The sequence below is a fragment of the Rhizobacter sp. P3_B12 genome (assembly GCF_056402895.1).
In genome coordinates this window covers 1-3,155 of record NZ_JBFUGN010000741.1, presented here as the reverse complement: position 1 = coordinate 3,155, position 3,155 = coordinate 1, and the positions used below count along the sequence as shown (strand labels likewise).

The 3,155-nt window shown below is 67.0% G+C and carries 3 protein-coding genes; all 3 read left to right on the top strand.

Annotated elements, in window-relative coordinates:
• Positions 1-1,241 (top strand): ubiquinone biosynthesis regulatory protein kinase UbiB (gene ubiB / locus AC1D01_RS27240; protein ID WP_477871950.1); only part of this gene is annotated, 1,241 nt, incomplete at its 5' end.
• Between the two features lie 102 nt (positions 1,242-1,343).
• On the top strand, positions 1,344-2,810 hold the full coding sequence (locus AC1D01_RS27235; RefSeq protein WP_477871948.1) for a high affinity choline transporter 1: 1,467 nt from the start codon (positions 1,344-1,346) through the stop codon (positions 2,808-2,810).
• A gap of 85 nt (positions 2,811-2,895) precedes the next feature.
• The coding region (locus AC1D01_RS27230; protein WP_477871946.1) for an FmdB family zinc ribbon protein at positions 2,896-3,155 on the top strand (260 nt) is incomplete at its 3' end.

Here is a 3,155-nt window from a genome sequence, read left to right as displayed (position 1 = left end):
AGCTGGTCGAGCACGCCTACGGCCGGCAGATCGAGGACATCTTCGCGAGCTTCGATGCCGAGCCGGTGGCCAGTGCGTCGATCGCGCAGGTGCACTTCGCCACGCTGAAAAGCGGGCGCGAGGTGGCCGTGAAAGTGCTGCGCCCCGGCATGCTCGCGGTGATCGAGGACGACCTGACGCTGTTGCGCAGCATCGCGCGCTGGATCGAGCGCCTGTCGTCGGACGGCAAGCGCCTGAAGCCGCGCGAGGTGGTGGCCGAGTTCGACAACTACCTGCACGACGAGCTCGACCTGGTGCGCGAGGCGGCCAACGCTGCGCAGCTGCGCCGCAACATGCAGGGGCTGAACCTCGTGCTGGTGCCCGAGATGGTGTGGGACCTGTGCACCACCACCGTGATCGTGATGGAGCGCATGTACGGGCTGCCGATCAGCCAGGCGCAGCGGCTGCGCGACGCCGGTGTCGACATCCCGAAGCTCGCGCGCGACGGCGTGACGATCTTCTTCACGCAGGTGTTCCGCGACGGCTTCTTCCACGCCGACATGCACCCGGGCAACATCCAGGTCAGCGTCGACCCGAAGACCTTCGGGCACTACATCGCGCTCGATTTCGGCATCGTCGGCACGCTCACCGAGTTCGACAAGGACTACCTCGCGCAGAACTTCATCGCGTTCTTCCGACGCGACTACAAGCGCGTCGCCGAGCTGCACGTGGAATCGGGCTGGGTGCCGGCGAACACCCGCGTCGACGAGCTCGAGGGCGCGATCCGCGCGGTCTGCGAGCCGCACTTCGACCGGCCGCTGAAGGACATCTCGCTGGGCCAGGTGCTGCTGCGGCTGTTCCAGACCTCGCGGCGCTTCAACGTGGAGATCCAGCCGCAGCTGGTGCTGCTGCAGAAGACGCTGCTGAACGTCGAGGGCCTGGGGCGCCAGCTCGACCCCGAACTCGACCTGTGGAACACCGCCAAGCCCTTCCTCGAGCGCTGGATGAACGAGCAGGTCGGCTGGCGCGGCCTGCTGCTGCACCTGAAGAAAGAGGCGCCCCGCTACGTGCAGCTGCTGCCCGAACTGCCGCGGCTGCTGCACGACGCGCTGCGCACGCCGCGCGGCACCGAGCCGCGGCTGCTCGAGGCGGTGCTGGCCGAGCAGCGGCGCACCAACCGGCTGCTGCGGGCGATCATCTACGGGGCGGTCGGGTTCCTGCTGGGATTGGTTGCGACCCAGGTGATGACCCACTGGCGGTAAGTGAAAGAGATAGGTGAAACCCGGGTCCGGGACTTGCATTGCCGGGTGCTCCTGCATGGATAATCCTGCCCGCCTCCCACCCCGCGCCGCAAGCCTAGGTCGATGAACACCACCCTGATTTCCTTCGTCGTGCTGTACCTGCTGGGCACCCTCGGCCTGGGCATCTGGGCCGGCACCCGGATCAAGAACACCAGCGACTTCGCAATCGCCGGCCGCAGCCTGCCGCTGATCATGGTGGTCACCACCACCTTCGCCACCTGGTTCGGGGCCGAGACCGTGATGGGCATCCCGGCCCGCTTCGTGCAGGGCGGCCTGGGCTCGATCGTCGAGGACCCGTTCGGCGCCGGCACCTGCCTGATCCTGGTCGGCCTGTTCTTCGCGACCAAGCTCTACAAGCAGAACCTGCTGACCATCGGCGATTTCTATCGCAAGCGCTTCGGCAAGGGCGTCGAGGTGTTCTGCTCGCTGGCCATCATCCTGAGCTACCTCGGCTGGGTCGCGGCGCAGATCACCGCGCTGGGCGTCGTGTTCTCGGTGCTGACGAACGGCTGGATGTCCGAGAACGTGGGCATGATCGTCGGCACGCTCGCGGTGCTGGTCTACGTGGTGGTCGGCGGCTTCCTCGCGGTGGCCTGGACCGATTTCATCCAGATGATCGTGCTGGTGATCGGCCTCACCGTCATCGCCGTCTTCGCGAGCGACCTGGCCGGCGGCGCCGACAAGGTGTTCGCGATGGCCCAGCAGAAGCAGCTGTGGACCTTCCTGCCCGCGCCCACCTTCACCGAGATCGCGATGTTCATCGGCGCCGCCCTCACGATGATGCTGGGCAGCATCCCGCAGCAGGACGTGTTCCAGCGCGTGATGTCGGCGCGCAGCCCCGAGATCGCCCGCAACGGCGCGATGATCGGCGGCGTCAGCTACATCCTGTTCGCGTTCGTGCCGATGTTCATCGTCGGCTGCGCGGTCATCGTGATGGGCGACAGCGCGCTCGAGCTCGCGAAGAACGACTACCAGCGCCTGCTGCCGGCCTTCGTGCTGACCAAGATGCCGCTCGTGATGCAGATCCTGTTCTTCGGCGCGCTGCTGTCGGCCATCAAGAGCACCTCGTCGGCCACGCTGCTCGCGCCCAGCACCAGCTTCGTCGAGAACATCCTGAAGAACCTGCGGCCTGGCATGACCGACCGCGAGCAGCTGTTCGCGATGCGCAGCACCATCGTCGTGTTCGCCGCGCTGGTGCTGGCCTAYGCGATCAAGATGAAGGGCACGTCGATCTACGAGCTGGTGTCGGGCGCCTACCAGATCACGCTGGTCGGCGCGTTCGTGCCGCTGGTGATGGGCCTCTACTGGAAGCGCTCCACCACGCAGGGCGCGATCGTCTCGCTGGCGGCCGGCGTGGCGGTGTGGGTGATCTTCTTCCCCGACATCTCCAACCTCGATGCGGTGTTCCCGAAGCAGCTGGCCGGGCTGATCGCCGCGTTTGCGGGCATGATCGTCGGTTCGCTGGCGCCGCAGGTGCTGAAGAACCGCCACGAGCCGCGCCACGGCACGATCGCGGGGCTGAACGCCTGAGGCCGGCGCCGCCGGTGAAGCCCCGGCGGCCGGGCACCCTGGCGGTGCCACCTATAATTTCGCGTTTTGAATCAAAGGCTTAGCCATGCCCATCTACGCCTACCGGTGTGCGGCCTGCGGCCACGCCAAGGACGTGCTGCAGAAAATCTCCGACCCCGTGCTCACCGTCTGCCCGAATTGCGGGGCTGAAGCCTTCCAGAAACAGGTGACGGCCGCGGGCTTCCAGCTGAAGGGCTCGGGCTGGTACGTGACCGATTTCCGCAACGGCTCGAACCCGCCGGCCACCGGTGCCGCTGCGTCGGGCGGCGAAGGCAAGGGAAGTGCCGACAGCGGCGCGGCCAAGAC